We start from the raw sequence: 21,965 nt of genomic DNA, 5'->3' as shown, positions 1-21,965 counted from the left end.
ACGTGCAGCCAAGGAGCGGCGCTGATGTCTAACTTGGCTCTAACACCCCCCCAGAGTGATCTGGATGTAGCCCCATTGCTGTTGCCGGCCGCTGTGCTGCGCAACGACGCGCAAGCGTTGAGCGCAGCCCATGAATTGGCCCAGGCCGCGCGCCTGCAAGCGGCCAAGCGCGACCAGCAGCGCAAGCTGCCATGGGCACAAATCGAACAATTCACCCGCAGCGGGTTGGGCAGTATTTCCATTCCCCGTGAATACGGCGGCCCACAGGTGTCTTTCACCACCTTGGCCGACGTGTTCGCGATCATCAGCGCGGCGGACCCAGCCCTGGGGCAGATCCCGCAGAACCATTTCGGCATCCTGCACCTGGTGCAGGGCGCCGCCACCGAACGCCAGAAAAAGCAGCTGTTCCAGAGCGTCCTCGACGGCTGGCGCATCGGCAACGGCGGCCCGGAACGCGGCACTAAAAACACCCTGGAGCTCAAGGCGCGCATCACCGCTGAAGGCGACGGCTACGTGATCAGCGGCCAGAAGTTCTATTCCACCGGCGCGCTGTTTGCCCATTGGGTGGCGGTCAAGGCGCTGAACGATGACGGCAAGCAGGTCATGGCCTTTGTGCGCCGTGGCAGCGAAGGGCTGCGCATCGTTGACGATTGGTCGGGCTTTGGCCAACGCACCACCGCCAGCGGCACCGTACTGCTCGACCGAGTGCCGGTGGACGCGGAGCTGGTAGTGGAGAACTGGCGCATCGGCGAAAGCCCGAATATCCAGGGCGCCGTCTCGCAATTGATCCAGGCCGCCATCGACGCCGGCATCGCCCGTGGCGCGCTCGATGACACCATCGCATTCGTGCGTGAACGCTCACGCCCGTGGATCGACGCCAAGGTCGAACGCGCCAGTGATGATTTGTATGTAATCGCCGACATCGGCAAGCTGAAAATCGAACTGCACGCCGCCGAAGCCCTGTTGCGCAAGGCCGGCAAGGTGCTGGACGAGGTCAGTGCCGCGCCGATCACCGCGCAATCCGCTGCGCGGGCTTCGATTGCCGTGGCCGAGGCGAAAGTGCTGACCACTGAAGTGTCGTTGCTGGTCAGCGAAAAGCTCTTCGAACTGGCCGGCAGCCGCGCCACCCTCGCTGAATTCAACCTTGACCGCCACTGGCGCAACGCCCGGGTGCACACCCTGCACGACCCGGTGCGCTGGAAGTACCACGCCGTGGGCGCTTATCGACTGAACGGCACTTTGCCTGCTCGACATTCCTGGATCTGACCGACCAGACCTCTGGAGAAACTTATGACTTTTTCCCCTAACGTCGCGGTCATCACCAGCGACGAACAAGCCCTCATTGTCGCCAGCGACCTGGCCGAAGATTTCCGTCGCGACAGCGCCCAGCGCGACCGCGAACGTCGCCTGCCGCTGCCCGAGCTGGACGTGTTTTCGCGCTCCGGCCTGTGGGGCATCAGCGTACCGAAGGAGCACGGCGGTGCCGGTGTGTCCAACGTCACCCTGGCCAAGGTTATTGCGTTGATTGCCCAAGCGGATGCGTCGCTGGGCCAGATCCCGCAAAACCACTTCTACGCCCTGGAAGTGCTGCGCGTGAATGGCAGCCCGGCGCAGCAAAAACGCCTGTATGCCGAAGTGCTTGCCGGCCAACGTTTCGGCAATGCCTTGGCGGAGCTGGGCACCAAAACCGCTCACGACCGCGTGACCAAAATCACCCGCGACGGTGACGGTTTTCGCATCACCGGCCGCAAGTTCTACTCCACCGGCGCCATCTACGCCCAACGCATCCCCACCTCGGTGGTGGATGAACACGGCGTGCAGCAACTGGCGTTTGTGCCCCGTGACAGCGAAGGCCTGAGCGTAATCGACGACTGGAGCGGCTTCGGCCAGCGCACCACCGGCAGCGGCTCGGTGGTGTTCGACAACGTGTGGGTCGCAGCGCAAGACGTGATCCCGTTCCAGAGCGCCTTCGAGCGCCCGACCACCGTCGGCCCGCTGGCGCAGATCCTTCACGCCGCCATCGACACCGGCATCGCCCGCGCCGCCTTCGAGGACGCGCTGCACTTTGTGCGCACCAAGACCCGCCCGTGGATCGATTCCGGCAACGACAAGGCCACCGAAGACCCGTTGACGCTCAAAAGCTTCGGCCACCTGAGCATCCGCCTGCACGCGGCGCAAGCGTTGCTGGAACGCTCGGGCGAATTCCTCGACCGCGCCCAGGCCGACAGCACGGCCGAGACCGTTGCCGCCGCGTCCATTGCCGTCGCCGAAGCGCGCGCCCTGAGCACCGAGATCTCGCTGGCCGCCGGCAGCACCTTGTTCGAACTCGCCGGCAGCCAGGCGACCTTGGCCGAACACGGCCTCGATCGCCACTGGCGCAACGCCCGCGTGCATACCCTGCACGACCCGGTGCGCTGGAAGTACCACGCGGTGGGCAATTACTACCTCAATGATGAAAACCCGCCACTGCGGGGGACCCTCTAAATGGCAAAGAAAAAAATCCTGCTCAATGCCTTCAACATGAACTGCATCGGGCACATCAACCACGGCCTGTGGACGCATCCACGGGACACCTCGACGCAGTACAAAACCGTCGAGTACTGGACTGACCTGGCGCAAACCCTCGAACGCGGGCTATTCGATGGTTTGTTTATCGCCGACATCGTCGGCGTGTACGACGTTTACCAGAACTCCATCGACGTGCCGCTCAAAGAATCGATCCAACTGCCGGTCAATGACCCACTGCTGCTGGTCTCGGCCATGGCCGCCGTCACCAAAAATCTTGGCTTCGGCCTCACCGCCAACCTCACCTACGAGCCGCCGTATCTGTTCGCCCGGCGGATGTCCACCCTCGACCACCTGAGCCGTGGCCGGGTCGGCTGGAACATCGTCACCGGCTACCTCGACAGTGCCGCCAAGGCCATGGGCCTGACCGAACAGGTTGAGCATGACCGGCGCTACGACCAGGCCGATGAATACCTCCAGGTGCTGTACAAACTCTGGGAAGGCAGCTGGGAAGACGACGCGGTCATCAACGATCCGCAACAACGGGTCTATGCGCAGCCGGGCAAGGTGCACAAGGTCGAACACCACGGCGAGTTCTATCAGGTCGAGGGTTATCACCTCTGCGAGCCGTCGCCGCAACGCACGCCGGTGCTGTTCCAGGCCGGCAGTTCAGAGCGGGGCTTGCTGTTCGCCGGCCAGCATGCCGAGTGCGTGTTCATCAGCGGCCAGAACAAGGCCGCGACCAAGGCCCAAGTGGACAAGGTGCGCGCCAGCGCGGTCGAGGCCGGGCGTAACCCGGAGGACATCAAGGTGTTCATGGGCCTCAACGTGATCGTGGGTGCCACCGAAGCGCTGGCCTGGGCCAAGCACGCCGAGTACCTGAGCTATGCCAGCCCGGAGGCCGGTGTGGCGCATTTCTCGGCATCGACGGCGATTGATTTTGCCCAATACGAGATCGATGAACCGATCCAGTACGTGAAGAGCAACGCGATCCAGTCGGCCACCAAGAACCTGCAGAACAACGACTGGACCCGGCGCAAATTGCTCGAACAGCACGCCCTCGGCGGGCGCTATATCACCTTGGTCGGCTCGCCCGAACAGGTCGCCGATGAGCTGGAATCGTGGGTCAGTGAAACCGGGCTGGATGGCTTCAACCTCACGCGCATTGTGACGCCGGAAAGCTATGTGGACTTTATCGACCTGGTGGTGCCGGAGTTGCAGCGTCGGGGGTCGTACAAGACCGCTTACGAGCAGGGAACGCTGCGCGAAAAAGTGTTCCAGGGCTCCGCTCGCTTACCCGAACAACACACCGGTTCTACCTACCGTCACTAATCAAAAAATGTGGGAGCGGGCTTGCTTGCGATAGCAGTAGATCAGCTAAAAATTTGTGCCTGACAGACCGCTATCGCAGGCAAGCCAGCTCCCACAGTAGACCGCATTGTTCTTAACTAACCCCCTTATGACTGGAAAACCATTATGAAAAAGACACTGCTCACCCACCCAGTCAAAGCACTGGCCCTGGCCCTCGGTTTATTCAGCTCGGCAGTGTTTGCCGCCGATGCACCTTTAAAAGTCGGCACCACCCCCGCCTTCGCGATTCCTCTGGAAGCCGCCGTCGTCGAGGCCGGCAAGCAGGGCCTGAAGGTCGAGCTGGTGGAATTCACCGACTGGATCGCGCCCAACGTCAGCCTGGCCGCCGGCGATATCGACGTGAACTACTTCCAGCACATCCCGTTCCTGGAAAACGCCAAGGCCGCCGCCGGTTTTGACTTGGTGCCGTACGCGCCGGGCATCATCAACAACGTCGGGCTGTATTCGAAGAAGTACAAAAGCTTCAATGACCTGCCCCAAGGCGCCAGCGTGGCAATCGCCAACGACCCGATCAACAGCGGCCGCGGCCTGCAACTGCTGGCCAAGGCCGGGCTGATCACCCTCACGCCGGGCGTGGGCTACAAGGCCACCGAAGAAGACATCGTCGCCAACCCGAAAAAGATCAAGATCCTGCAGGTGGAAGCCGTACAACTGGTACGCGCCTATGACGATGCTGACCTGGTGCAGGGCTACCCGGCGTATATCCGCCTGTCCAAGACCTTCGATGCCGAGTCGGCGCTGCTGTTCGACGGCCTCGACCACCCGGAATACGTGATTCAATTTGTAATCCAGCCTAAAAGCAAAACCGACCCGCGCGTGATCAAGTTCGTCGACATCTACCAGCACTCGCCAGTAGTGCGTGCCGCGTTGGATAAATCCCTCGGCAAGCTCTACCAAGTGGGCTGGGAAGATAAAAAATGACCGCCGCCAACACTCAACTGCGCGACCTGGGTTTACCGCCCAGGGACGCCGAGCAGACCGAACTGCACCCGGATTTGAACCGCGCCCATGTGCGCTTTATCAACCTGGGCAAAACCTATGACGGCACTGTGCATGCACTGCAAGGCATCGACCTTGCTATCCAGCGCGGCGAAGTGTTCGGCATCATCGGCCGCAGCGGCGCCGGTAAGTCCTCGCTGATCCGCACCATCAACCGCCTGGAACAGCCCAGCAGCGGGCGGGTGTTGATCGATCAGGTGGACATCGGCGAATTTGACGAAGACCGCCTGGTGGCGCTGCGTCGGCGCATCGGCATGATCTTCCAGCACTTCAACTTGATGTCGGCCAAAACGGTTTGGCAGAACGTCGAGCTGCCGCTGAAAGTCGCCGGCGTGCCCAAGCCGCAGCGCGAGCAAAAAGTGCGCGAGCTGCTGGAACTGGTGGGCTTGCAGGACAAGCACAAGGCCTATCCGGCGCAGCTCTCCGGCGGCCAGAAACAGCGCGTGGGCATCGCCCGTTCGCTGGTGCATGACCCGCAGATCCTGCTATGCGACGAAGCCACCTCGGCCCTCGACCCGGAGACCACTCAGTCGATCCTCGGCCTGCTGCGCGAGATCAACCAGCGCCTGGGCCTGACCATCGTGTTGATCACCCATGAAATGGCGGTGATTCGCGAAATCTGCGACCGCGTGGTGGTGCTCGAACACGGCAGAATCGTTGAGCAGGGCCCGGTGTGGCAAGTGTTCGGCAACCCGCAACACGAGGTCAGCAAAACGTTGCTGGCGCCGCTGCAACACGGGCTGCCGGAAGAACTGCAAAGCCGTCTGCAACGCACCCAAACCTCGGCCGACGCGGCGTTGGTGCTGCGCCTGCAGTTCACCGGCAGCGCCGCCGATGAGCCCGACCTGGCTGCGTTGTTCAACGCCCTCGGCGGGCGCGTGCGCTTGCTGCAAGGCGGCGTAGAACGGATCCAGGGGCATGCCCTGGGGCAATTGCTGTTGGCGGTGAGTGGCTCACCGCACAACGCCGAAGAACTGCGCACCCTTGCCGGGCGTTGGGCGCAACAGGTGGAGGTGCTGGGCTATGTGGTTTGATCGTTTATTGCAGGGCGCCATCGACACCTTGTTGATGGTCGGTGTGTCGTCGTTGATCGCGTTGTTGGTGGGGATTCCGTTGGCGGTGTTTTTGGTCACCAGCGACAAAGGCGGCATCTATCAGGCACCCGCGCTGAACCGCGTGCTGGGCGCATTCGTCAACCTGTTCCGCTCCATTCCGTTTTTGATCCTGATGGTGGCGCTGATCCCGTTTACCCGACTGATCGTCGGCACGACCTATGGTGTGTGGGCGGCTGTAGTGCCGCTGACCATCGCCGCCACGCCGTTCTTCGCGCGCATTGGCGAAGTGAGCCTGCGTGAGGTCGACCACGGCTTGATCGAAGCCGCGCAAGCCATGGGCTGCCGCCGCTGGCACATCATCTGGCATGTGCTGTTGCCGGAGGCGCTGCCGGGCATCGTTGGCGGGTTCACGATTACGTTGGTGACAATGATCAACTCATCGGCCATGGCCGGTGCGATTGGCGCGGGCGGCTTGGGTGATATTGCCTACCGTTATGGCTACCAGCGTTTTGATACGCAGATCATGCTGACGGTAATCGTGCTGCTGGTGATTCTGGTGGCGGTGATTCAGTTGGGCGGGGATCGGTTGGCGCGAGTGCTTAACAAACGCTGAGTGCCGTTCAAATCGCCGCATACATGCATCGCCCCCACCAGGGCGATGCGCCACTCGTCGGCACTGTCAATTCTGACAGTAGATTCGGTTAATACCCCAAGCGCTTCATTCACCTTGCCCATCGCGCGGTTCCCGCGCGCCCTGAACCAGCAAGGTAATGATGATGACGACTCCAACCGGCTCAACCGTTGACATATCCCTGGATCCACCCACCGCGACCTTCGGCATCCAGCTTGATAAAACCGACCCGCCAGATAAGCTCGATTACCCTGAAAAAGCTAAATGGGCCTTGGGGCTACGCGCCAGCGACCCTTATGCCGAGTTCTCCTCCGAGGCTTGGTTCGCTGACACCATCGGTGACGAATTCTACCTGTACGGTAATGGCAAAGAGTTGAGCAAGGGCAGCATTACCACCAAGGCACCGCGTTACTTCTTGAACGTCCTCCTGAACAACCTCCTCCCGACCAGCCTGCAGGAGGGCTTAGTCGATGTTTACTGGGAAGTGGTGCGCAAGGCTAGCGGTCAGAGAAGTCGTTCGACTACCGAGAAGTATCTGGTCAAGAAAACCCGCCCTGCCGGCATAGACCGTAGGCCGGACATCTTCGGGCACGATGGATTGCGCGTGGTGGCTGAAGGTTTTTCGGCAGACGCGGATATTGATGCAAGCACAGCAGCAAACGGAATGTGGGCCCTGGTTGATAAGTATCAGAACGCCCGTGAGAACGACGAAATTTTCGTCTATTTGGACGGTATCGCCACCAAACGCCGTTTGAGCGCCGCAGAGGCCGCCGGGGCGGGGCCGTATCGAGTGTTTATTCCGTCGGCGGTTTTCCAGAGGATCAGTCAATCGGGCACCGTAGCGCTCATTTGCACCGTGATAGATGTGGCCGGAAACATCCCGGAGGGGAACGATAAGTTTTCGCCGCCCTACCTATTGAGCAGCAACCTGGACCCCGCGCTGTTTGATCCACCGTTGTTTTATGTCAATGGCCTTGAGTCAACGCTGTTGGACCTGGGCACCCAAAGTAATCTCCCACTCAGCGTGCTGGCGACAGTGCGACGCTCGATAGCAATCGCCAGCCCACCCAACCAGATCGTTGTGACGCTGACCCTGACCAAGGCTGACGGTACACAAACGAGCAAGCGCTTGGCGCCGTTTTCCCACACGCAAAGGGCCGGCAATCAAACGCCGGTGCCCAATGAATATTTCAAAGAGGAAGGGTTTGTTCGCATGTCGTTCGAGCTGTTCACCCCAACAGGGGTATTGCTTGGGCGCTCGGGCAGCAGCACGGTGCGGGTGCTGGGCACACCGGTATTGACGTATCCGGCGCCGGCCTTCGACAACATGTCAGGGCCTCAGACGATCACGCTACAGAACTATCTCAATGGCGCCGCTGTGGCGGTGACGTACCGGAGCATGTCCCCTGCCGATGTAATCCGCCTCATCTGGAGCATTCCAAATGGCAACGTCGTCAACATTGCGCCACAGACCGGGACAACCGGTGGAACAGTGCTATTCCCCATCAGTGCGCAAATCATCAACCAGAGCGCGGGCCAACTTAGCAAGTTAAGTTACCAAGTGACGGTGGGGGGCAAAACAACGACGTCAGATGTTCAAGAAGTGACGATAGTAGGCCAACTTAAGATTGCGCAAGAGCCCATGACTCTGAGTGGGCTGTCTATCAAAGTACCGTGGTGGGCAAAATCAACAGGATTGGAGTCAATCGGTAATTCGGGTAGTCGCGTCGCTACGGGTGGTTTGGGGACACTCACCTATACTTCCCGCAAGCCCAGCGTTGCATCAGTGAACGCCCAAGGGTTGGTAATCGGCAATGGCTGGGGTTCTACGACAATTGATGTGAGAGATCAGTATGGCACCATGGTCTCGTACCCCGTTAACGTCAGTAATGTATACCGCTTAGTGCCAAGCGAGGCGGGGACCGATTTCAATGTGGCACTCGGATTCATTAATTCCGGTCACAGGCAACTAGGCTGGGATGGCGTCGCTGATTTGCAACGTGTCTATGGCCCCAGACTGCCGGTGAATCAACATTATTGGTTTGGGCCTACCACAGACCCCTCCACCGCTGTTTTTTACCATTGGCAAAACGGCGGTATTGCTTCAGGCGGTCGTACTAACCACGTGTTCGGCGCTTGGACGTTGGTGCAATTAATCGGATAGTGGGCTGAGTACGCCATCAAAATACAACGGAGCGGAGGAGTACAACACTTATCCGCTCCGTTTTTTTTGAGCCCTGCCATGGCGTATAGTCAGCGTCTCTTCAGACCTCGAAGCCCCTCCATGAAACTCGCCCCCGACGACCTGAACCAGATTACCTCCGCGACCCTGGGCCACTACAACAATGTGGCCGAGGACTTCCGTGACGGCACCCGCGATCACGATGTGAGCCAGAACATCGACGCCCTGCTGCGACACATCCAAGGCACGGCGCCGTTTACCGTGCTGGATTTCGGCTGCGGGCCGGGGCGGGATTTGCAGACGTTTACACGCATGGGCCATATCGCCGTAGGGCTCGATGGCTCTGAACGGTTTGCGCAAATGGCGCGCGAGGACAGCGGCTGTGAGGTGTTGCAGCAGGACTTTCTCAAGTTGGAGCTGCCGGCTGAACGCTTCGACGGGGTGTTTGCCAATGCGGTGTTGTTTCATATTCCCAAGCAGGAATTGCCGCGCATTCTCAAGCAACTGCACAGTGCGTTGAAGCCTGGCGGTGTGTTGTTCAGTTCCAACCCACGCGGTGAAAACCAGGAAGGCTGGAATGGACCGCGGTATGGGTCTTATCACGACCTGCAAGCGTGGCGGGCACTGCTGACAGCGGCCGGCTTTGTGGAGTTGGAGCATTACTATCGGCCGGCCGGGCTGCCTCGGGAGCAGCAGCCTTGGTTGGCGAGTGTGTGGCGCAAACCATAGACTTTCGTCGCCCGGCCTGACATCTTCGCGAGCAAGCCCGCTCCCACAGGGGAATGCGTTCCAAATGTGGGGGCGGGCTTGCTCGCGAAGGCCTCACCGGCACCGCTAATGCGCCTGATACACCACAGGTTTTTCGCCCACCACCATTGCCGTCACACTGCGCCCGGCATAGCCCTGTTTTTCTTCAGCCGAGAAATTCGCCACCAACCGCGTGCCATCGGCAAACGTGGTCTCCTGCACCTGCTTGTCTACCGTCAGCCAGCGAAACCCCGTCATCGCCTGAGTCGCCAAGCGTTCATGCAGCGGCCTGAAAAACTGATCCTGGCGCTGCATCAACGGTATCCGCTGCTTAAGCGTCGCGGCACTGAGGTGATACAGCGGCGGCACGTTGTACAGCAGTTGGGTCAACTCATTCTCAGCCTGCACATTGCCGAGCTTGAGGCTATCGAACAGCCAATGGTGAGTGGTAATCACCGAGCCGTGGAACACCGCCTGATACAGCGGTAGACGCATCGTCGGCTCGAAATACACCGTGCGGAACGGCTCATTCAACGGCACCGTTTTGAAGAACACCGTGGGTTGCTCAGGCGGGTACCAGTTGCCGACGTAATAGGGCGACTGCTTGTCCTTGGTCATCTCCCGATCCCCCCAACCAATCACCGGCGTCTGCATGCCGTGGGCGAACAGAATGCCCTGGGCGGTGATGGCGTTGCCGTCTTCGGAACCGGCGGGCAGCTTGAGCGCCGTATTCAGCCAGCGGGACGCGTCGATATTGCCTTCGGCGTTTTGCGCCTGGGTCATTTCGGCACCGTCACGGTAGCTGTCAAAGAGCATGCTGGTGGCGTAGACATCGAGGAACCAGGCGTTGAAACCGGCCTTGGCTTGCACTGCCTTCACCCGCGCTTCCAGCAGTGGCCGTACGCAACGCGGGTCGGTGTAATGACCGGATTGCTGGAAGCCGGTCTTGAGCTTGCCGTCTTTCAACACGATAGCGCAGTCGCGATAGGCCTTGCTGCCCAGGTGGGCGGTGGTCCAATCCGGGTTTTCGGTGGTGGATAACGCGGTTTCATAGGAGTCGTACGGCGCCATCAGGTAACCCGCCTTAACGCCCGACTGAATCGCTTCGGGGTGCCAGAGGCCGCCTTCCCAGCCTTCGCCCAAAGTCAGCAAAAGGCGCTTCAGCCCAGCATCTTGCAGCGCTTTGACGGTCTTGGCCGACAGCGTGCTACCCCAGGTCTCGGGGCTGTCGCTCAAGGCGCCGGCAAACGCTGTGGCCAGTTCACGGCGAAGTACACCATAACCGTCGGCAAGCGTGAGCATGTCCGGCTCGTCGGTGGCCTGCCAGGTTTGCCGGGCCTTTTTATTGATCGCCGCGTTGAGGCCACGCAGCAGCACGGTCTTTTGATAGCCATCCAACGTGCCGGTTTGAGTCAGCACCTGCGTGGCCTCTTTGTCCAGCAAGCCCTTGAGTTCGTGGCCGCGCAGCAATTTCACCAGCAGCGGCCAGTCGCGCACATCCTCCGGCCCTAACAGGTCATTGCCCCACAGGTAGGCATGGCTGGCACCCAGCAGCTTTTCAGCCTCGGGAGTCTGGCGCAGCTTGTCCGCCAGCGGTTCATAACGCCCCTGCGCCACCAGCCACTCGCGATAGCGCTTGGCCCCGGCCAACGGGTCGGCATCGCCCAGGTGCAGGCGCAGGGTCATCGGTGCGGTGGGCTCAAGACGGGTGAACTCATGCGCCACTGAAAGCGCCAGCCCGCCACCGTCTGCTTGCCATTGCAGATGGTTGTTATAGGGATTGGTGAGCAACCAGTTAAGCGTGAAGCGCCCATGATCCACGCCCCATAACGGCAGGCTGAGGTCCTGCGTGGAATTGACCTCGCCCTGTTCCAGCAAAAACGCCTTCCATACAGGGTTATCAGCGGGAACGTAATGCCCTTCGGCCAAGGGCCAGATCAAGCCTTTGCCCATGGCCTCGGCGGGTTGGCGCAAAAGGGCTAACTCACCCGGCTCGCGTGCACTGATGGTCAGGGCAAGGTCGCGCTGCTCAAGGCGAGCGGTCAGGTGATAGCTGCCGTTGTCCCATTGCCAAGTGGCCTGTTCGGCATTGGCCTGCATCTCGGCGACGGCGTGCGCGGCTACACCGCTGGAGGCTTGCACCGAGGTTTCGCCTGAGGGCGTAACGCGCAGCGCTAACGTGGCGGGGTCGAGTTCGACGCGCCACTGCGCATTTTCCAGCACGGTGGCGGCAAAGAGTTGAGGAGACAGCAACAGGCTAAAAACCAGGACTAAACGGCGCATGACGCAGGCCTTCCAAACAAGATCAGGCCCGGAGGGTAAAACAGTTAACGCCAGGCGCGCTGTAGGGAAAGTGTTTCCAAGAGTCTTCCTACATCCTTGCAGGAAGGCACGGATGGTCAGGCCTGTTGTTTTTTCGGCTCGCGAATCTTGTACCACGCCACGTAAAGCGCGGGCAAAAACAGCAGCGTCAGCAAGGTGGCGATGATGATCCCGCCAATCATCGCGTAGGCCATCGGCCCCCAGAACACTTCACGCGCAATCGGGATCATGCCGAGGCTGGCCGCCGCTGCGGTCAGTAGGATCGGCCGACGCCGGTGCTCGGTGGCTTCCACCACCGCATCCCACGGCGTATAGCCGTCGCGCTCATATGCATCGATCTGCGTCACCAGAATCACCGAGTTACGGATGATGATGCCGATCAGCGCCAAGATGCCGAGGATCGCCACAAAACCCATGGGCGTGCCCGTGGGGATCAGCGCCAGCACCACGCCGATCAGCCCAAGCGGCGCGACACTCGCCACCAGGAACATCTTCTGCACGCTGTGCAGCTGGATCATCAGGAAGGTGGCCATCAAGAACAGCATCAGCGGCACCACTTTGGCGATAGGGCCTTGGGCCTTGCCGCTTTCTTCGACGGTGCCGCCAGTGGCGACGGTGTAGCCCACCGGCAGGCCGGCGCTGAACTTATCGATCTCGGGCTTGAGTTGTTTGACCAGGTCGGTCGGCTGCATCTCATCGCGCACCGAAGCCTTGATGGTGATGGTCGGCTTGCGATCACGGCGCCATACCAGCGGCTGCTCCAGCTCATACCGCACGGTGGCGAAAGCCAGCAACGGAATCGAGGTGCCGTTGGGCGTGACGATCTGCAGGTTCTGCAAGGTTTCCGGGGTGCCGCGTTCGGCGTCTTCGGCGCGCCCCACCACGTTGATCAGGTAAATATCGTCGTGCACCTGGGTCACCGAGGCACCGCTGACCACACTGTTCATCAGTTGCGCCACGTCTTCCGACGACAGCCCCAATTGCCGCGCCTTGTCTTGGGCGATGTCGACCCGCAGCACTTTGCCCGGCTCGTTCCAGTCGTAGATGATCTCGCCCAGGTGAGTGTTTTTATCCAGCAAGGTCGCCAGTTCAATGGCGTGTTTGCGCACCTGATCGGTGTCTTTACCGGACACGCGGTACTGGATCGGCCGCCCTACCGGCGGGCCCATTTCCAGTGGCTGCACATAACTGCCGATGCCGACAAAGTCATCACGCAGGCGTTTTTGCAGCCGCGCAATCAACGCGCCGCGCTCTTCCAGGCCTTTGCTGACGATCACCAGCTGCGCGTAGTAGGGGTTTTCCAATTGCTGGTCGAGGGGCAGATAGAAACGAATCGCGCCCTGGCCGATGTAGGTGCTCCAACGCGCAATGTCCGGGTCGTCCTTGATGATCGCTTCGAGGCGGTCGACAGCCTTGCGGGTCTCGTTGATCGAGGCGTTTTGCGGCAGGTTCAGGTCAACGAGAATTTCCGGGCGGTCCGACGAGGGGAAAAACTGGTTCTGCACAAACTGCATGGAAAACACCGAGGCCACAAACAGCCCCACGGTGATACCGATGGCCCACCAGCGGTGGCGCATGGCCCAAAGCATGCCGCCATTGAAGGCACGGCCGATACGCCCCGGTTCGGCATTATGCGGTTTCACGTTGGCACTGAGGATATGCACGCCAATCACCGGCGCAAACAGCACCGCCACCACCCACGACACCAGCATGGCCACGGCAATCACCGCAAACAGGGTGAAGGTGTACTCGCCCGCCGAACTGGCATTGAGGCCGATGGGCACGAAACCGGCCACGGTCACCAGCGTACCGGTGAGCATCGGGAACGCCGTGGAGGTGTAGGCGTAGGTCGCCGCCTGCTCCTTGGTTTCGCCTTTTTCCAGGCGCGTGATCATCATTTCCACGGTGATCATCGCGTCGTCCACCAACAGGCCAAGCGCAATGATCAAGGCACCCAGCGATACCCGCTGCATGGTGATGCCGCTGTATTCCATGAACACGAACACCAGCGCCAACACCAACGGAATCGAGCACGCCACCACCAGCCCGGCACGCATGCCGAGGCTGATAAAACTCACCACCAGCACGATGATCACCGCTTCAAACAGCGCGCTGGTGAAGCCGCCGACGGCCTCTTCCACCACTTCCGCCTGATCGGAGACTTTGTGCACGCCGACGCCCACCGGCAGGTCGGCGGTCAGTTCGTCCATGCGCGTGTGCAGGGCCTTGCCGAAGGACTGGATATTGCCGCCCTTCTGCATCGCAATGGCCAAGCCGATCGCCGGCTGGCCGTTAAAGCGGAACATCGGCCGCGCCGGGTCAACATAGCCACGGCTGATCTCGGCGATATCCGCCAAACGGTAGAAACGATCATTGAGCCGCAGGTTAACGTCCGCCAAGTCCTTCTCCGAGGCGAACTGGCCCGAGGTGCGCACGGAAATTCGCTCCGGCCCCGCCTCGATCACCCCGGCGGGGGTGACCGCGTTTTGCGATTGCAGGCTTTGCACAACCTGGCGCTGATCAATCCCCAATGCCGCCAGTTTGCGCGTGGAGAAGTTCAGGTAAATCACTTCGTCCTGCTGGCCGATCATCTCGACCTTGCCCAGCCCCGGCACCGCACGGATCTCGGCGCGCACCTGCTCCACATAGTCACGCAGCTGGCGCATAGAAAGGCCGTCGCCGGTAAAGGCGTACACCGAGCCGAACACGTCACCGAACTCATCGTTGAACGACGGCCCCTGCAAACCCTGGGGGAAAGTGCCGCGAATATCGTCGATCTTCTTGCGAACCTGGTACCAGATCTCCGGAATGGCCTTAGCGCTGGTGGTGTCCTTGAGGAACACAAACACCGTGGACTCACCCGGCCGCGTGTAGCTTTTCACGTAGTCGAGGGAGTCGAGTTCTTCGAGTTTTTTCTCGATGCGGTCGGTGACTTGCTTGAGGGTTTCTTCCTGGGTCGCGCCCGGCCAGCGGGTCTGGATCACCATGGTTTTGATGGTGAACGAAGGGTCTTCTTCGCGCCCGAGGTTCATGTAGGAAAACACGCCCATCAGCAGCGCGACGAACATCAGGTACCAGACGAAGGACTGATGCTTGAGGGCCCAGTCAGATAAGTTGAAGCTCCCTTTCATCGCGGGCTGTCCTCGTCGATTTTGACTTTTTGCCCGGGTTTCAGGCTGTTCACGCCGGCAGTGACGATGCGTTCGCCGGGGTTGACGCCACCGTTGAGCAAGGCACTGTCGGCGTCGCGGCTGACCACCGTGACGTCGCGCGGCTGCACGGTCTGGCTTTGGGTGTCGAGCAGCCAGATGCGGGTCTTACCGTCCACTTCCTGCAAGGCGCTCAGCGGCAGTTCGATACGCGGCGCGATGGCAGAACTCAAGGTCACGCTGATGGCGGTGCCAAGGCGAAAGGCCGGCGGTGTCTCGGCCAGGGTCAGGCGTGCGCGGCGGGTGCGCGTGGCGCTTTGCGCCTGGGGTTCGATCTCACGCACGATGGCGGTGGTGTGCACGTTCGGGTCGAGTTGCCCGGCGACCAGAAACACCACATCGGTGGGCAGGCGCTCGGCGAGGCCCGCCGGCAGGTCGATCACCGCTTCCTTGATATCCGGACGCGCCAGGGTCACCACTTGCTGGCCGGCGCTGACCACCTGGCCCGCCTCGGCATTCCAGGCGGTGACGATGCCGGCGTGGTCGGTGCGCAGTTGGGCGTAGTTGAGCTGGTCCTTGGCCTGGTTGACCGAAGCCTTGGCCTGATCGAGGGTGGCCTGGGTGGTTTTCAGGTCGGTCTGGGCCACATCCAACTGCGCCTGGGCGCCGACGCCACGGTTGAATAATTCCTGCTGACGGCGGGCGTTAGCTTGGGCATTGATGAACTGCGCCTGCACACGGGCGAGGTCGCCTTGGGCGGCGCGCAATTGGTTCTGCTGGTCGGTGGGGTCGAGCACGGCGAGCACGGCGCCCTTCTCCACTTCGGCGCCCACATCGACCGTGCGGCGGGCGATACGGCCGGGCACGCGAAAGCCCAGGTTGCTTTCGTAGCGGGCCTGGATAGTCCCAGCGAAGCGGCCAAGGTTTTCCTGGTCTTCGGCCTTCACTTGCATCGACAACACCGGGCGCACAGGTTCAGGCGCAGGTTCTTCCTTGGAGCAGGCCACCAGCAACAGGCTGGCGGCGAGTACAGCCGTCAGGTGTTTCATGGCTGCACTCCTTGGGCCTGGGCGTTGTCAGGCGGCTGGGCGATCTCGACAAGCATGCCGGGGTGCAGCAATTGCCCACCGGCCACCACGACCTTTTCGCCGCCTTTGAGGCCGTCGCCAATGATCACGTTGCCGGTGAGGTAACGCGCCACGCTGACCTTGTGCAGTTGCGCCTTGCCGTCACCGTCGATCAGCCACACAGCGGGTTCGTTAAGGTCTTTGGTCAAGGCCGACCACGGCAGCTCGATGCTGGCCTTGGCCGGGCCATTCGCGGTGGCACTGACCACAGAACCTAAGTGCATGCCTTTGGGCAGGGATTGCAGGGCGATTTTGACTTGCACGGTGCCGGTATTGGCCGCCACCGCCGGCGTGACTTCACGGACCTTACCCACGGCCTTGATGCTCGGGTTATCCAACAGGCTGACGGTGATCGGCGCATCTGCCGGCGGCTCTACCAGCAGCGACTCATAGACATCGAACACCGCATCACGCTCGCCATCGGTCGCCAGGCTGAAAATCGGCACGGTGGCCTGCACCACTTGGCCGACTTCAGCCTGTCGCGCCGTAATCACCCCGGGGGCATCGGCGATCAGCGAGGTGTAGCCCAGTTGTTCGCGGGCATTGGCCAACTGCGCTTGCGCGGCGGCCAGGGCGCTTTGGCTGCTGCGCAGCGCGGCTTGAGCGGCGTCGTATTCGCTGCGGCTGGTGTAGCCCTTGGGCAGCAGTTTTTCCTGACGCACAAAGGCGGCGGCGGTTTGCTTGACGCGCGCCTGTTCGGCCACGACCTGGGCCTGGGCGGAATCGACATTGGTCTGCAAATCCTTGGGGTCGAGCTTGGCCAGCACTTGCTTGGCGGTCACGCGGTCGCCCACGTCGACCATGCGTTGGATGATCTTGCCGCCCACGCGAAAGGACAAATCGGTTTGCACACGTGCCTGGATATCGCCGGTCAGCGTGACCGCCGCAGCAAAATCCGCCGGCTGCACCGTCTGCACAAACACCCGCGAATGGGCCTTGGGTTCGGCCTTTTCCTGGCCGCAGCCGCTCAACAGCGCCAACAAGCCAAGGCTGAGTACAACTATCGAAATGCGACCGCCCATGCAGGCTCCTTTGCGTGACGCGATGTGCCAGTGTGTATGCGACTGTGAGCTTAGATCAGGGTTCCTTATCTGCATGGAGGCTCCCATACTCCAATGGTTCCCACGCCGACTGAATACCTATGCTCAAAACCCTCGCAATCGCCAATTATCGCTCGATCAATAAATTGGTGGTGCCGCTGGACCGGCTGAACCTGGTCACCGGCCCCAATGGCAGCGGCAAGTCCAACTTGTACCGCGCCTTGCGCCTGCTGGCCGAAACCGCCCAAGGCAGCGTGATCAACGCGCTGGCCCGTGAAGGCGGGCTGGACTCGACCTTCTGGGCCGGGCCGGAAACCATCAGCCGGCGCATGCACAACGGCGAAGTGCCGGTGGAGGCGGTTGTGCGCCAAGGGGTAAAACGCCTGCGCCTGGGGTTTGCGGGGGATGATTTCAGCTATGCCATTTCCTTGGGGTTGCCGGAACCTGGCGCGTCGTGTTTCTCCCTGGACCCGGAAGTGAAGAAGGAATGTATCTGGGCCGGCCATATCTATCGCCCTGCCAGCCTGTTGGTGCAGCGCTCCGGCCCTATGGTGCGGGCCCGTGAGGGGCGCGCCTGGGATGTATTGGCCCAGCACACGCCCAACTATCACAGCCTGTTCGATCAGGTCGGCAGCCTGCGCGGCTCGCCGGAGGTGTTGCTGCTGCGCGAAAGCATTCGTGGCTGGCGCTTTTATGATCACTTTCGCAGCGATGTAGAGGCGCCCGTCCGCCAGCCACAATTGGGCACGCGCACGCCGGTGTTGCACCACGACGGGCGCGACCTGGCAGCGGCATTGCAGACCATTCGCGAGATTGGCGACCCCGAGGCGTTGCAGCGCGCGGTGAGCGATGCGTTCCCCGGCGCACGCTTGAATATCCATCCGTTGCAGGGCGGGCGCTTTGCAATTGAGTTTTATCAGGAAGGTTTGCTGCGGCCGTTATCAGCGGCGGAGTTGTCGGACGGCACCTTGCGTTACCTGCTGCTGATCGCGGCGCTGCTGACGCCCAGGCCGCCGACCATGATGGTGCTGAACGAGCCGGAAACCAGCCTGCACCCGGATTTGCTGCCAGCGTTGGCGCGCTTGATTATCCAGACATCGAACCACTGCCAGGTATGGGTCGTGTCGCATGCCAGCCGTTTGATTGCGGCGTTACAGCAGGATGAAGGGTGCAATTCGATTGTGTTGGAGAAGGTGATGGGAGAGACGCGGATAGTGGGGCAAGGGATTTTGGATGCACCGGCGTGGCATTGGCCGCAATAGTCGGCGCCTGCACAGGCCTCATCGCGGGCAAGCCCGCTCCCACATTTTGATTTTGAAGAGCGTCCCCACGCTCTGCGTGGGAACGCCTCCTGTGGCGCTGCGCATCACGACTTTAAAAGCGGACGCGGAGCGTCCAAAGCTGCATGCCCACGCAGAGCGTGGGAACGATCATCAGCCCTGCCACTTACCACCCTCAACAATCACGCTCTCAGGCTGGGTGTCATCGCTCAGCTCTTTACGCACATATTGGTCATACAGCTTGAGCAAGAACTTCTCCTCACCCAACTTAGCCAACTCGGCATTCACCCAGTCGCGCAGTTCGATATTGCCCTTCTTCACCGCCGGTGCAATCGGCGCTTCATCACCGAGCTTCTCTTCCAGCACCCGGTAGCCAGGGTTCTGCTTGGCCCAGCTGAACAGCACCAGGTTGTCTTGCGCATACGCATCACCACGGCCGGCCGACAGCGCTTGCAGCGACTCGGAGTTTTTCTCGAACTTGAGCAGCTTCCAGTCCGGGTGGTTCTTGGTCAGCCAGATATCCGCCGTGGTGCCGGTGGTGACGATGATGGTGCGAGTGGCCAGGTCATTCAGGCTTTTCACCGAGCTGTCCTGCGGCACCAAGGCCTGTACCGCGACTTTCAGGTTGGGGTTGGTGAAGTCCACCGCCTCCTTGCGTTCCGGCGTCACGGTCATGTTGGCGAGGATAAGGTCAACCTTGTCGCTCTGCAGGAACGGAATACGGCTGGCCGGCTCCACGGCAACGAATTCAACTTTGTTCTCGTCGCCCAGCAGGTCTTTGGCGAATTGGCGGCCGATGTCGGTATCAAAACCCACGTAGCGACCGGCTTCGTTCACAAAGCCGAACGGCGGTTTGTCGGTGAATACGCCGACGATCAGCTTGTCGCGCGCCTTGATCTTGTCGATGTAGCTGGCGGCAGCAGCCGCTGGTTTGGCGGGCTCTTCGGCCTTCTTATCGCAGCCGGCCAGCAAGACGACGGCAAACAGTGGCAGCAGTAACTTTTTCATATCAGCTCCAATTCCTTGGTTTTCTTGGGCAGTGTTGACACAAAGGAGAACTTCTCCAGGAACTGCTGCGCGCGTGCGGTTTGCGGGTTCGTAAAGAATTCTTCGGGGGTGTTGTGTTCGAGGATGCGACCGGCCTCCATAAACACCACGCGGTCGGCGACGGCGCGGGCGAAGGCCATTTCGTGGGTGACGATCAGCAAGGTCATGCCATCGCGGGCCAGGCCCTGGATCACCTCCAGCACTTCCTTGACCATCTCCGGGTCGAGGGCGGCGGTGACTTCGTCAAACAGCATCACTTGCGGGTTCATGCACAGCGAACGGACGATGGCGATGCGTTGTTGCTGGCCGCCGGACAGCTGACGCGGGAAGGCGTCGCGCTTGTCGGCCAGGCCTACGCGTTCCAGCAGTTTTTCCGCCTGGTCGCGGGCTTCACGCGGGTCGCGCTTCTGCACTTTCAGCGGGCCGAGCAGGATGTTGTCGAGCACGCTCATGTGCGGGAACAGGTGGTAGCTCTGGAACACCATGCCCACGTCCTGACGCACTTGGCGCCAGTCGGTGTGCTTGTCCAACAGTTCCTTACCGGCAAACCGCAGGCTGCCGCTGTGCGCCACTTCCAAGCCGTTGAGGCAGCGCAGCAAGGTGCTTTTGCCGCAGCCACTGGGGCCGAGGATCACCACCACTTCGCCGCTTTTCACGCTCAGGTCGATGCCCTTGAGCACCTGCTGCTCGCCGAAGAATTTGTTGAAACCCTGAAACTCGATCAATGCGCTCATGCTTGGGCCCAGCGCCGTTCCAGCACCTTGGAGGCGGCCGACAACGGGTAGCAAATAAAGAAGAAAAACAGGAACAGCACGCCGTAGATCAGCACCGACTCATAGGTGCGCTCGATGATTTGCTGGCCGACCTTGATCACGTCCACCACGCCGATCAGCACCGCAAGGGAGCTGGTCTTAATGATGCGCGTGTAGACGTTGATGGTTGGCGGCGTCAGGCGTTTGAGGGCTTGGGGCAGCAGCACGTAGCCGTACAGCTGCGGATCGGACAACCCAATCGACAACCCCGCTTCGCGCTGACCACGCGGCAGCGAATGCAGCGCACCACGGACCACTTCGCCCACCTCGCTGGCGCCCCACAGCGACAGCACCAGCACCGCGCACCAGAAGCTCGGAATGCTCAAGCCGAAGAAAATCGGCAGGCCGAAAAACAGCAGGTACAACCACACCAGCACCGGGATCGCGCGAAACAGCTCCAGGTAAACCCGCAGCACCGCGTTGATCAGTGTGTTGTTCAACGTGCGCAGCACGCCATACAACACGCCGCCGACCGTACTGAAGGCGATGCTTAAAAACGAAATCGACAGCGTTTGCGCAGCGCCCTTGCCCAGTTGCGGCAACGACACCCACAACAACTCAAGACCCGAACTGGCCATGCTGGAGCCTCCTTTCCAGGCGGCTGAGCAGCAGCGACAGCGGCAAGAACAACAACACGCAAATCAGCGTCAGCACGGCGAGCATTTCGTAAGTCTTGTAGTAGAGCGCGATGTAGCTCTTGGTGGTGTAGAGAATCTCCGGCACCGCCACGGCCGACACCACCGTGGTCTCCTTGAGCAGGAAAATGAAATTGGCGAACAGCGCCGGCAGGCTGAGGATGCCGGCCTGGGGCAAAATCACATGGCGCAGCAGTTGCCAGTCGGACAGGCCGATGGACTTGCCCGACTCGATCTGCGCCAGCGGCACCGCTTCCACACCGGCGCGCAGCACTTCGGTGAGGTAGGCGCCGCCGAGGAAGGTCATGGTGATAATCGCCGCCCAGAACCCGGAAATATTCAAACCCAGAGCCGGCAAGGCGAAATACACGAAGAACAGTTGGATCAGCAGCGGCGTGTTACGCGCCAGCTCCACATACAGCGCCACCAGGCGCGACAGGTACGGCGTGCGAAACACCAGCAGCGCGGCGTTGATCAACGCCACCAGCAAGGAGGTGGCAATAGCGATCAGGCCCACTTGCAGCGTCACCCCCACGGCGTTGAGAAACGCCGGCAAGGTGCTGAGGATAAAAGCGAAATCGAAGGTCATCGTGAGTCCATAACGCCGCAAGGGTAATGCGGCGAGCGCAGTCTGTTCCGGCGTGGGTAACGTCGGGTAGCGCGAACTTTAAAGGTATAAAAAGTAAAATTTAAATACCGAAATAGCATATTGATATCACGCAAAAAGATAACCGCCGGATTCGCGGGTTTGACCGGGGGCGGCTATGGTCTTGGGTCGAGGGAAAGCCGAATCGAGGGAATGAGAGATGAACGAGGCGAAACCGATTGATCCGCAGGAGCTGGTGAAGTGGTTGGTGGCGTTGCGCAGGGCGATCAATAGCCGGGCCGCATAGCCCCTGATCATTCCCACGCTCTGCGTGGGAATGCTGCCCAGGACGCTCTGCGTCCGCTTCTAACATTGTGACGCGGAGCGTCACAGCAGGCACTCCCACGCGGAGCGTGGGAACGATCAAAAAAACGCCGACGCTATGCAAGCCGTCGGCGTTGAAACCTTGAAGGGGGT

17 protein-coding genes are annotated in these 21,965 nt (G+C 60.9%); 9 read left to right on the top strand and 8 right to left on the bottom strand.

From position 1 onward, the window contains the following. Positions 1 to 24: 24 nt before the first annotated feature. From K0P33_RS02465 to K0P33_RS02430, 8 genes are all read left to right on the top strand, one after another. Entirely contained in the window at positions 25 to 1,266 is a 1,242-nt protein-coding gene (locus K0P33_RS02465; RefSeq protein ID WP_094950861.1) for an SfnB family sulfur acquisition oxidoreductase, read from the top strand. A 24-nt stretch (positions 1,267 to 1,290) separates the two neighbouring features. Continuing rightward, on the top strand, positions 1,291 to 2,484 hold the full coding sequence (locus K0P33_RS02460; RefSeq protein ID WP_242153897.1) for an SfnB family sulfur acquisition oxidoreductase: 1,194 nt from the start codon (positions 1,291 to 1,293) through the stop codon (positions 2,482 to 2,484). Continuing rightward, a complete protein-coding gene (locus K0P33_RS02455) occupies positions 2,485 to 3,837 on the top strand; it encodes an LLM class flavin-dependent oxidoreductase (RefSeq protein WP_094950859.1) in 1,353 nt (450 codons plus the stop codon). A 144-nt stretch (positions 3,838 to 3,981) separates the two neighbouring features. After that, a complete protein-coding gene (locus tag K0P33_RS02450) occupies positions 3,982 to 4,797 on the top strand; it encodes a MetQ/NlpA family ABC transporter substrate-binding protein (protein ID WP_242153895.1) in 816 nt (271 codons plus the stop codon). Beyond that, positions 4,794 to 5,909 (top strand): ATP-binding cassette domain-containing protein, encoded by a 1,116-nt coding sequence (locus K0P33_RS02445; protein ID WP_094950857.1) that lies wholly within the window; start codon positions 4,794 to 4,796, stop codon positions 5,907 to 5,909. The genes K0P33_RS02450 and K0P33_RS02445 overlap by 4 nt, the downstream gene beginning before the upstream one ends. Continuing rightward, positions 5,899 to 6,543, top strand: a complete 645-nt coding sequence (locus tag K0P33_RS02440; protein WP_094950856.1) for a methionine ABC transporter permease — start codon at positions 5,899 to 5,901, stop codon at positions 6,541 to 6,543. The genes K0P33_RS02445 and K0P33_RS02440 overlap by 11 nt, the downstream gene beginning before the upstream one ends. Before the next feature lie 157 nt (positions 6,544 to 6,700). Then, complete coding sequence (locus K0P33_RS02435; protein ID WP_242153892.1) at positions 6,701 to 8,725, top strand: hypothetical protein; 2,025 nt, start codon at positions 6,701 to 6,703, stop codon at positions 8,723 to 8,725. Between the two features lie 120 nt (positions 8,726 to 8,845). Next, the gene (locus K0P33_RS02430) at positions 8,846 to 9,472 is read left to right on the top strand and encodes a class I SAM-dependent methyltransferase (RefSeq protein ID WP_094953580.1); all 627 of its coding nucleotides are present in this window, start codon (positions 8,846 to 8,848) and stop codon (positions 9,470 to 9,472) included. A gap of 105 nt (positions 9,473 to 9,577) precedes the next feature. Here the strand turns inward: K0P33_RS02430 and K0P33_RS02425 are convergent, their stop codons facing one another. The 4 genes from K0P33_RS02425 to K0P33_RS02410 form a co-directional block, all read right to left on the bottom strand. Continuing rightward, positions 9,578 to 11,773 carry a glycoside hydrolase gene (locus K0P33_RS02425; protein WP_242153890.1) on the bottom strand — a complete coding sequence of 732 codons (2,196 nt, stop codon included), beginning with the start codon at positions 11,771 to 11,773 and terminating at the stop codon, positions 9,578 to 9,580. A gap of 116 nt (positions 11,774 to 11,889) precedes the next feature. Further along, positions 11,890 to 14,943, bottom strand: coding sequence for an efflux RND transporter permease subunit (locus K0P33_RS02420; protein WP_094953578.1), 3,054 nt, complete (start codon positions 14,941 to 14,943; stop codon positions 11,890 to 11,892). Then, entirely contained in the window at positions 14,940 to 16,010 is a 1,071-nt protein-coding gene (locus K0P33_RS02415; protein WP_242153887.1) for an efflux RND transporter periplasmic adaptor subunit, read from the bottom strand. The genes K0P33_RS02420 and K0P33_RS02415 overlap by 4 nt, the downstream gene beginning before the upstream one ends. Next, positions 16,007 to 17,110: an efflux RND transporter periplasmic adaptor subunit gene (locus K0P33_RS02410; protein WP_242153885.1), complete on the bottom strand. Its 1,104-nt coding sequence runs from the start codon at positions 17,108 to 17,110 to the stop codon at positions 16,007 to 16,009. The genes K0P33_RS02415 and K0P33_RS02410 overlap by 4 nt, the downstream gene beginning before the upstream one ends. 119 nt (positions 17,111 to 17,229) lie before the next feature. On the opposite strand from K0P33_RS02410, the gene K0P33_RS02405 reads away from it, so the two are divergent. Then, entirely contained in the window at positions 17,230 to 18,390 is a 1,161-nt protein-coding gene (locus tag K0P33_RS02405) for an AAA family ATPase (protein ID WP_242153884.1), read from the top strand. Positions 18,391 to 18,561: 171 nt separating this feature from the next. Here K0P33_RS02405 and K0P33_RS02400 read toward each other — a convergent pair whose 3' ends face one another. Genes K0P33_RS02400 through K0P33_RS02385 form a run of 4 tightly spaced genes read right to left on the bottom strand, consistent with a single transcriptional unit; the run spans position 18,562 to position 21,491 of the window. Further along, on the bottom strand, positions 18,562 to 19,416 hold the full coding sequence (locus K0P33_RS02400) for a transporter substrate-binding domain-containing protein (RefSeq protein ID WP_242153882.1): 855 nt from the start codon (positions 19,414 to 19,416) through the stop codon (positions 18,562 to 18,564). Next, on the bottom strand, positions 19,413 to 20,189 hold the full coding sequence (locus tag K0P33_RS02395) for an amino acid ABC transporter ATP-binding protein (RefSeq protein WP_094951122.1): 777 nt from the start codon (positions 20,187 to 20,189) through the stop codon (positions 19,413 to 19,415). The genes K0P33_RS02400 and K0P33_RS02395 overlap by 4 nt, the downstream gene beginning before the upstream one ends. Continuing rightward, the gene (locus K0P33_RS02390) at positions 20,186 to 20,845 is read right to left on the bottom strand and encodes an amino acid ABC transporter permease (RefSeq protein ID WP_094951121.1); all 660 of its coding nucleotides are present in this window, start codon (positions 20,843 to 20,845) and stop codon (positions 20,186 to 20,188) included. Before K0P33_RS02390 ends, K0P33_RS02395 begins: the two co-directional genes overlap by 4 nt. Further along, entirely contained in the window at positions 20,826 to 21,491 is a 666-nt protein-coding gene (locus tag K0P33_RS02385) for an amino acid ABC transporter permease (protein WP_065941074.1), read from the bottom strand. Before K0P33_RS02385 ends, K0P33_RS02390 begins: the two co-directional genes overlap by 20 nt. Positions 21,492 to 21,965: the final 474 nt, after the last annotated feature.

Origin of the sequence: Pseudomonas sp. ArH3a (genome assembly GCF_022648765.1) — a bacterium.
Taxonomy (GTDB): Bacteria; Pseudomonadota; Gammaproteobacteria; order Pseudomonadales; family Pseudomonadaceae; genus Aquipseudomonas.
Note: the sequence above shows the minus strand (reverse complement) of the source record. Positions and strands in the feature narration are given on the sequence as shown.

What these genes read in the sequence shown, in the direction of transcription:
- K0P33_RS02465 (WP_094950861.1), top strand. Translation starts at nt 25, where the DNA reads ATGTCTAACTTGGCTCTAACACCCCCCCAGAGTGATCTGGATGTAGCC.
- K0P33_RS02460 (WP_242153897.1), top strand. Translation starts at nt 1,291, where the DNA reads ATGACTTTTTCCCCTAACGTCGCGGTCATCACCAGCGACGAACAAGCC.
- K0P33_RS02455 (WP_094950859.1), top strand. Translation starts at nt 2,485, where the DNA reads ATGGCAAAGAAAAAAATCCTGCTCAATGCCTTCAACATGAACTGCATC.
- K0P33_RS02450 (WP_242153895.1), top strand. Translation starts at nt 3,982, where the DNA reads ATGAAAAAGACACTGCTCACCCACCCAGTCAAAGCACTGGCCCTGGCC.
- K0P33_RS02445 (WP_094950857.1), top strand. Translation starts at nt 4,794, where the DNA reads ATGACCGCCGCCAACACTCAACTGCGCGACCTGGGTTTACCGCCCAGG.
- K0P33_RS02440 (WP_094950856.1), top strand. Translation starts at nt 5,899, where the DNA reads ATGTGGTTTGATCGTTTATTGCAGGGCGCCATCGACACCTTGTTGATG.
- K0P33_RS02435 (WP_242153892.1), top strand. Translation starts at nt 6,701, where the DNA reads ATGATGATGACGACTCCAACCGGCTCAACCGTTGACATATCCCTGGAT.
- K0P33_RS02430 (WP_094953580.1), top strand. Translation starts at nt 8,846, where the DNA reads ATGAAACTCGCCCCCGACGACCTGAACCAGATTACCTCCGCGACCCTG.
- K0P33_RS02425 (WP_242153890.1), bottom strand. Translation starts at nt 11,773, where the DNA reads ATGCGCCGTTTAGTCCTGGTTTTTAGCCTGTTGCTGTCTCCTCAACTC.
- K0P33_RS02420 (WP_094953578.1), bottom strand. Translation starts at nt 14,943, where the DNA reads ATGAAAGGGAGCTTCAACTTATCTGACTGGGCCCTCAAGCATCAGTCC.
- K0P33_RS02415 (WP_242153887.1), bottom strand. Translation starts at nt 16,010, where the DNA reads ATGAAACACCTGACGGCTGTACTCGCCGCCAGCCTGTTGCTGGTGGCC.
- K0P33_RS02410 (WP_242153885.1), bottom strand. Translation starts at nt 17,110, where the DNA reads ATGGGCGGTCGCATTTCGATAGTTGTACTCAGCCTTGGCTTGTTGGCG.
- K0P33_RS02405 (WP_242153884.1), top strand. Translation starts at nt 17,230, where the DNA reads ATGCTCAAAACCCTCGCAATCGCCAATTATCGCTCGATCAATAAATTG.
- K0P33_RS02400 (WP_242153882.1), bottom strand. Translation starts at nt 19,416, where the DNA reads ATGAAAAAGTTACTGCTGCCACTGTTTGCCGTCGTCTTGCTGGCCGGC.
- K0P33_RS02395 (WP_094951122.1), bottom strand. Translation starts at nt 20,189, where the DNA reads ATGAGCGCATTGATCGAGTTTCAGGGTTTCAACAAATTCTTCGGCGAG.
- K0P33_RS02390 (WP_094951121.1), bottom strand. Translation starts at nt 20,845, where the DNA reads ATGGCCAGTTCGGGTCTTGAGTTGTTGTGGGTGTCGTTGCCGCAACTG.
- K0P33_RS02385 (WP_065941074.1), bottom strand. Translation starts at nt 21,491, where the DNA reads ATGACCTTCGATTTCGCTTTTATCCTCAGCACCTTGCCGGCGTTTCTC.